Source organism: Ensifer sp. ZNC0028 (assembly GCF_000799055.1).
GTDB lineage: Bacteria > Pseudomonadota > Alphaproteobacteria > Rhizobiales > Rhizobiaceae > Ensifer.
On the sequence record NZ_JTLA01000170.1, the window covers coordinates 1 to 7202 of the forward strand.

At 63.1% G+C, this 7202-nt stretch carries 4 protein-coding genes; 2 read left to right on the plus strand and 2 right to left on the minus strand.

Translation table 11 applies throughout. The features are described 5' to 3' along the window. Positions 1-377: 377 nt before the first annotated feature. Positions 378-2345, plus strand: a complete 1968-nt coding sequence (locus tag L981_RS31350; RefSeq protein ID WP_043626166.1) for a M23 family metallopeptidase — start codon at positions 378-380, stop codon at positions 2343-2345. Between the two features lie 87 nt (positions 2346-2432). Here the strand turns inward: L981_RS31350 and clpB are convergent, their stop codons facing one another. Together clpB and L981_RS31360 are read right to left on the minus strand one after the other, a co-directional pair. After that, the gene (gene clpB / locus L981_RS31355; protein WP_043626168.1) at positions 2433-5039 is read right to left on the minus strand and encodes an ATP-dependent chaperone ClpB; all 2607 of its coding nucleotides are present in this window, start codon (positions 5037-5039) and stop codon (positions 2433-2435) included. A gap of 240 nt (positions 5040-5279) precedes the next feature. Further along, positions 5280-6299: a hypothetical protein gene (locus L981_RS31360; RefSeq protein WP_043626179.1), complete on the minus strand. Its 1020-nt coding sequence runs from the start codon at positions 6297-6299 to the stop codon at positions 5280-5282. Between the two features lie 130 nt (positions 6300-6429). Here L981_RS31360 and L981_RS31365 point away from each other — a divergent pair, with 130 nt between their 5' ends. Then, complete coding sequence (locus tag L981_RS31365) at positions 6430-7014, plus strand: TetR/AcrR family transcriptional regulator (RefSeq protein ID WP_043626181.1); 585 nt, start codon at positions 6430-6432, stop codon at positions 7012-7014. The last annotated feature ends 188 nt before the right edge of the window (positions 7015-7202 follow it).

A 7202-nucleotide genomic window follows, 5' to 3' on the forward strand; every position in this document is an offset into this window, starting at 1 on the left:
GCAGCGCCGCCGCCCTCGTCAGTGATCGGGCTTATAGACCCCACACATCCGACACGTCAACAGGGATTTTCGGAAAAAATGACAGATTTCTGACAAAGCCCACAAACGCAGGGCTTTGCGCCCCCAAAAAACTTTTGCCCCCTCCCCCGAGCCTGTGGAGACACAATTTGGCCCTACCTTTTTCACAATCCGCCTATCTAAGCGAAAACGAAGATGCGTCGCGGATGCGGGCGCGCGGACAGGCTTGGGATATATAGGATATCGCCCTTGCCGCTTCCGCGCGTGATTTGACTCCGCCGCGTGAAAGATGCACACCTTCGCGCAACGTATCGCAGGCAAGAATACGGTTTAGAGAAATCGGGGACCCTCAGTTCGGCATGATCACCGACAAGAACATGGTCAGGTCGCTTGGCGACCAGCCGCCGATCCTGGCGCATGGCCGGCGCGCGCCCGACAGGCGCGAGATTTCGCTGCGCTGGCTATCGGGTACCTTCCTGACAGGGATCACCTCTAGCCTCCTGATGGGTGTCGCGCTTTTTGCAGCGCTTGACGGCCGCCAGCAGCTGGCAATCCCGGCCGAAGCCTACGCCGCGCTCGATGCCGGTTCGAACGGCGACGAGCAAGCAACTGCCGTTCGCGGCGGCCGCATCCTATCGCCGAAGCTCGTTGCCAAGCCTGCCGACAAGACGATCATGGAAGTCTCGACGATGACCCATGACGGCGAGAAGGAGGTGGTGCGCAAGCAGCCCTTCGTTCACGTCAAGATGGCGCTCGCCGCCAATCATCAGGCCTCGGAAAGCTATCCGGACTTCGATCCTCTGGCGATCTTCTCGACGGAAGAGGCAGACGAAGAGTCCCCCGTTTCGCGAACCGGCACGCTTTACGGCTCAAATGTCGATTCCGAAGTGGCGCTGAAAACCGTCGACTTCCCGCTGCGTGGCGGCGCCACCTTCGACAGCTCGATGTCGCTCGAAGAGGTCGAGGAAAATGTCCGCACCAACGGCTCTGTCCTGACCGAAGGCAGCACCCAGGTCGCCTCGCTCTATTATGTCGATCCGCAGCGCTTCGCCTCGGAGAATGACGGGCTCGATCTTCTCCAGGGCCTGACCGCCCGCATCGTCGAGCAGAACAAGAGCGACGCCGCCTACGAGACGATCGACGAAGAAACCACCGAATACGCCGACGACATCATCCCGGTGCGGCGCCAGACCGACATCGCGACCGTGATGAGCAGTGCCGGCTATACCAAGGCGCAGGCCGAAGACGCCGCCGGCTATCTCGGCCAGGCGCTCGGCGCCAGCGAACTTTCCGAAGGCGATGTCCTGCGCATCGGCATCATTCAGAACGGCGAGACGCAGAAGGGTCAGGACGCACGCATCGTGCGGGCCACGATCTATTCGCGCAACCGGCATGTGCTGACCATGGCGGTCGACGACAAGGGTCGCTTCGTGCCCGGCGCCGAGCCGCCGAGACTTGACGCGGTCGCCACCGCCTTCGACGACAACGGCGCGCCGGTCATGACCAGCAGCCACGATCTGCCACGGGTCTATGACGGGATCTACCGGGCGGCACTTTCCTACGGCATGAACGCCGACATGGTCGGCCTCGTCGTCAAGCTGCTCGCCAGCAATGTCGATTTCCAGGCGCAACTGAAGCCGACGGACTCGCTCGAAGCCTTCTTTTCCGTGACCGACGAACGCGGCATGGCGACGGAGGATTCCGAGCTCCTCTATGTTCGCGCCAAGTTCGGCGATGCCGTTACCGCCTTCTACCGGTTCCAGGATCCGAGCGACAACACGATCGACTATTTCGACCAGGACGGCAAAAGCATCCGTCAGTTCCTCTTGCGAAACCCCGTGCCGAACGGCCACTTCCGCTCGGGCTTCGGTATGCGCCGCCATCCGATCCTCGGCTTCTCGCGCATGCACACCGGCGTCGACTGGGCAGCCCCGCGCGGCACGCCGATCATCGCCGCCGGCGGCGGTGTCGTCGAAAAGGCCGGCTGGGATTCCGGCGGCTATGGCAACCAGACGCTGATCCGCCATGCCAACGGCTACGTGTCCTCCTACAACCACCAGAGCGCGATCGCCAAGAACGTCAAGGTGGGCAACAAGGTCGTCCAGGGCCAGGTGATCGGCTGGGTCGGCACAACAGGCCTCTCGACCGGACCGCACCTGCACTACGAGCTGATCGTCAACGGCAACAAGGTCGATCCCTTGCGCATCCGCCTGCCCGGCGGCAAGTCGCTTTCCGGCGATGCGATGGCGAAGTTCGAGAAGGAACGCGACCGCATCGACGAATTGCTGAACAAGGACGGCACGGGCGCAGAGGTCGCGAGCAACTAACCGCTCCTCCCCCTCCCCTTCTCGAAAATCCGCACAAACAAAAAGGCCGCCCCGAAGGGCGGCCTCTTGATTTGTGCGCTGCTGGACTTAGGCGGCTTCCTTGTCCGGCCCCGCCCCGCGCTTGAAGTTGAGGCGATCCGAGCCCGAGAGCACCTTGACGGTCGAACCATCAGGGAACTCGCCCTGCAGGATCTTCTCGGCGAGCGGATCCTGCACGAACTTCTGGATCGTCCGCTTCAGCGGACGGGCACCATAGGCCGGATCGTAGCCCTTGTCGGCCAGGAACGCGCGGGCGTCGTCGTCGAGTTCCAGCGTGATCTTGCGCTCGGCAAGCAGCTTGCGCAGCCTTGCGAGCTGGATATCGACGATCGCACCCATTTCCGAGCGGCGCAGCCGGTGGAACAGGATGATCTCGTCCACGCGGTTCAGGAACTCCGGCCGGAAGGCGGACTTCACCACCTCCATCACCTGGTCGCGAACCACATCGCTGTCCTCGTTTTCGCCGAGCCCGACCAGATATTCCGCGCCGAGGTTGGACGTCATGATGATCATCGTGTTGCGGAAGTCGACGGTGCGACCCTGACCATCGGTGAGGCGGCCGTCGTCGAGCACCTGCAGCAACACGTTGAAGACATCCGGATGCGCCTTCTCGATCTCGTCGAACAGCACGACCTGATAGGGCCGGCGCCGAACGGCTTCGGTCAACGCACCGCCTTCCTCGTAACCGACATAGCCCGGAGGCGCGCCGATCAGTCGGGCGACGGAGTGCTTCTCCATGTATTCCGACATGTCGACCCGCAGCAGCGCGGTTTCGTCGTCAAAGAGGAACCGGGCAAGCGCCTTGGTCAGCTCGGTCTTGCCGACACCGGTCGGACCCAGGAAGATGAACGAACCGATCGGGCGGTTCGGATCCTGAAGGCCGGCGCGCGAACGCCGGACGGCACGGGAAACCGCCTGCACGGCGTCACCCTGACCGACAACCCACTTCGCCAGTTCGTCTTCCATGCGAAGCAGCTTGTCGCGCTCGCCTTCCAGCATCTTGTCGACCGGAATGCCGGTCCAACGCGAGACCACATGCGCGATGTTGTCGGGGGTCACGACCTCCTGCACCATCGGGTTGGCATTGGCGTTCTCCTGGCTTTCGGCGTCCGAGAGCTCCTTTTCGAGCTTCGGGATGACACCGTAGGTCAGTTCGCCGGCGCGCTGGAACTCGCCCTTGCGCTGGACGATCGCCAGCTCGTTGCGGGCTTCGTCGAGCTGCTTCTTGAGATCGGCGGCACGCCCGAGCTTCTGCTTTTCCGCCTGCCAGCGGGCCGTCAGCGCGGATGCCTGTTCTTCGAGGGAAGCCAGATCAAATTCGAGCTTCTCCAGCCGATCCTTCGACGAGACGTCGGTTTCCTTCTTCAGGGCTTCGCGCTCGATCTTCAGCTGGATGATGCGACGATCGAGCTCGTCGAGCTCTTCCGGCTTGGAATCCACCTGCATGCGAAGCCGCGATGCGGCTTCGTCCATCAGGTCGATCGCCTTGTCCGGCAGGAACCGGTCGGTGATGTAGCGGTTCGAAAGGGTCGCGGCGGCAACCAGGGCCGAATCCGAGATCCGGACCTTGTGGTGCTGCTCGTACTTTTCCTTCAGACCGCGCAGGATCGAGATCGTGTCCTCGACCGTCGGCTCCTCGACCATGACCGGCTGAAAGCGACGGGCAAGGGCCGCGTCCTTTTCGACGTGCTTTCGGTATTCGTCGAGCGTGGTCGCGCCAACGCAATGCAGCTCACCGCGCGCCAGCGCCGGCTTCAAAAGGTTGGAGGCGTCCATGGCGCCATCGGCCTTGCCGGCCCCGACCAGCGTGTGCATCTCGTCGATGAACAGGATGATCTCGCCGTTTTCGGCCTGCACCTCGTTGAGCACGGCCTTCAGCCGTTCCTCGAACTCACCGCGGAACTTCGCACCGGCAATCAACGCACCCAGATCGAGCGCCATCAGCCGCTTGTCCTTGAGGCTTTCCGGCACGTCGCCATTGACGATGCGCAGCGCCAAACCTTCGGCGATCGCGGTCTTGCCGACGCCGGGCTCACCGATCAGAACCGGATTGTTCTTGGTGCGGCGCGACAGCACCTGGATGGTACGGCGGATCTCGTCGTCGCGGCCGATGACCGGGTCGAGCTTGCCCTCACGCGCATCGGCCGTCAGGTCACGCGCGTATTTCTTCAGGCTGTCGAAACCCTGCTCGGCATTGGCGCTGTCGGCGGTGCGGCCCTTGCGGATGTCGTTGATCACCTGGTTGAGCTTGGTCGGCGTGACACCGGCCTTCTTCAACACATCGGCGGTGGCAGCCGAGCTTTCGATCGCCAGCGCCAACAACAGGCGCTCGACGGTGACGAAGCTGTCGCCGGCCTTCTTGGCTGCGTCTTCGGCACTCGAAAACACCCGCGCGAGCGGCTGCGACAGATAGACGGAACCGTTGCCGCCGGAAACCTTGGGGAGCTTTGCCAGCGCTGCGTCATTGCCGGCGCGCGCTTCGCGAGCATCACCACCGGCCCGCTCGATCAGCGAGGCGGCCATGCCCTGGTCGTCATCGAGCAGTACCTTCAGCACATGCTCGGGCGTGAACTGCTGGTGTCCTTGCGCCAGCGCATAGGTCTGCGCCGACTGCAGAAAACCGCGCACGCGCTCAGAATATTTTTCGATATTCATACTCTACCTCCATATCCCGGCAGGCCCATCATGGCACCCGTCGGTGTTTCAGGATCAGGCTCCCGCATTCGGCAAGCCTGTCAGTGTGGCGCGATCCCCGCTTTGCGTCGGATCAACGCGTCCGAAGCGAATATGGGGCAGCGATTTTGGAAATTAAAGAGCCTCGCGACGCTCCTGAGACGGAAATCTGCAACCGCGAGGCGGCCGCGCACCAAAAGGGCAACGCGGCCGCCAGATTGCCTATGCCGCGGGCGTCCGCTCGGCAAAGGTCGCGCCGAAATCCTTCATCCGCCGCACGTAGTAGCCCGGGTCGATCAGGACCTCCGGCAGATAGAGCCCCGGCGCCGGGGCTGCCCCGCCCTCAAGGCCGAGCATGCGCTCGACCGCAAGGGCGACGCCAAGGGCCGTCAACGGCGCCTGGCCCTGAGGGTGCACGATCTCATACCGACGGTCGACCGGCTCGCCATGCTTGTCGCGGCCCTTGATATCGATGGCGATCTCGGTCGAGAACGGCTCGCCGCGCCGCCTGCTCGCGGAAACGCTATAGGCAAGATCCAGCCGGATATCGCTGGCGTTGGTGCGGGCCGAAAGCGCCATGACGTCGAAGGGCGAATAGGCGGTCGCTTCGAGCTCGACGCCGTCAACGCTTCTGAAGCGCGCCTTGGAATCCTCGCCGCCGGCCCAGTGGAACTTGCCATCCGTGACGGTCAAGGCCGCGGGCGCGAGACCGGTGATGCGGTTGTAATCGGCAAGCGCTGCCGGCCCGCCCATGTCCTCTTCGTCGAGCAGGACCCCGATGCGGATCGCGTCGATCGCCTCATAGGCTTTGGCAAAGTCGAGGATCGGGAAGATCGCAGCACCTGCAAGCCAGTGACTGGCGAGCAAGATCGGCGCGCTGTCCGGCGCGTGGATGTACTGCGCCATCTCCGGACCGACCTCGAAGGTGCCGCTCGAGAGGCTGATATAGGGAATGCCGTGGCGCTGGGCGTAGCGCATCGAACTCAGTTTTTCGTCTTTCAGGAAGATGACGACCGCACTGAAGCGGTGCTCGGCGCCGAGGCCGAGATCCGGTCGCCCGAGGTCAACACTGACCCCGATTGCATCGCCAACCTCACGCGCGACCGCTTCGGCCTTGCCAAGATCGCGACCACCGATCGCGATCGGCAGCGCCGGGTGCAGACGACGAATGATCTTTGCGGCCTGCGACCCGACGACCCCGGAACCGCCAATGATCAAAACGGGCAGAAACTTGCTCGACATCTTCCTATCTCCTAAACGAGAGGTAAGCGGCACCTACCAAACTTACCATTAGTAACTTACTATTGGTAAGTAAGATGCCGAAGGCCACTTTCAAGAGGCGTGAGCCGACGCGAAAAGAGGATTCTGATCGATGAGCCGGACGAAGGGCCGAAAGCTTGCCAAGCCGGAGCGACGCGCCCAGTTGCTCGAGACCGCAAGGGAGATCCTGCGCGAACGGGGCGCCGACGCCCTGACGCTTGGCCATCTCGCCGAAAGCGCCGGCGTCAGCAAGCCGATCGCCTACGAACACTTTGGCACGCGCGAGGGGCTTTTGATCGCCCTCTCCCAGGAAATCGAAGACCGGCACACCGAGAAACTGAGGGTGGCGCTGGAGGGTGCCTCCAGTCGGCTCGATGCGGTCGCCGACATCATCAGTTCGGTCTACATCGACTGTGCGGTCGAAAGCGGCGAGGAATGGCAGGCGATCTCCGGCGCGCTGCGCGGCAATGCCGACATGATCGCCACGCAGCAACAGCAGGTCGACGACTACGTCGCCATGATCAAGACCGCCCTCTCCCCCTTCTCGGAAATCGCTGAAGACGATCTGAGGCTTCGCTGCACCGGTATCGCCGGCGCGGCCGAAGCGATCGGCCGCGAACTGATCCGTGGGCGCACAAGCGAGACGGCCGCGAGCAGCAACCTTGCTGCGCTCATCGTCGACAGTGCCAAGAGCTGACCAGCACAAAGGCTGATCAGCGGTGGCCGGACAAAGAAAAACCCGGCCGCTAAGGGCCGGGTTTTTGGTGCCTGCACTGGACAGGCTGAGGATTGCGACTTCGCTTATTCGGAAGCGGCGAGAGCCGGTGCTTCCGGAGCGTCATCACCCGACGGCTGAGCCTCGTCGGCAGCACCTTCGGCGGCGCT

Bases quoted from the DNA above. Each gene is read 5' to 3' on its own strand.
- L981_RS31350 (WP_043626166.1), top strand. From the start codon at position 378: ATGATCACCGACAAGAACATGGTCAGGTCGCTTGGCGACCAGCCGCCG.
- clpB (WP_043626168.1), bottom strand. From the start codon at position 5,039: ATGAATATCGAAAAATATTCTGAGCGCGTGCGCGGTTTTCTGCAGTCG.
- L981_RS31360 (WP_043626179.1), bottom strand. From the start codon at position 6,299: ATGTCGAGCAAGTTTCTGCCCGTTTTGATCATTGGCGGTTCCGGGGTC.
- L981_RS31365 (WP_043626181.1), top strand. From the start codon at position 6,430: ATGAGCCGGACGAAGGGCCGAAAGCTTGCCAAGCCGGAGCGACGCGCC.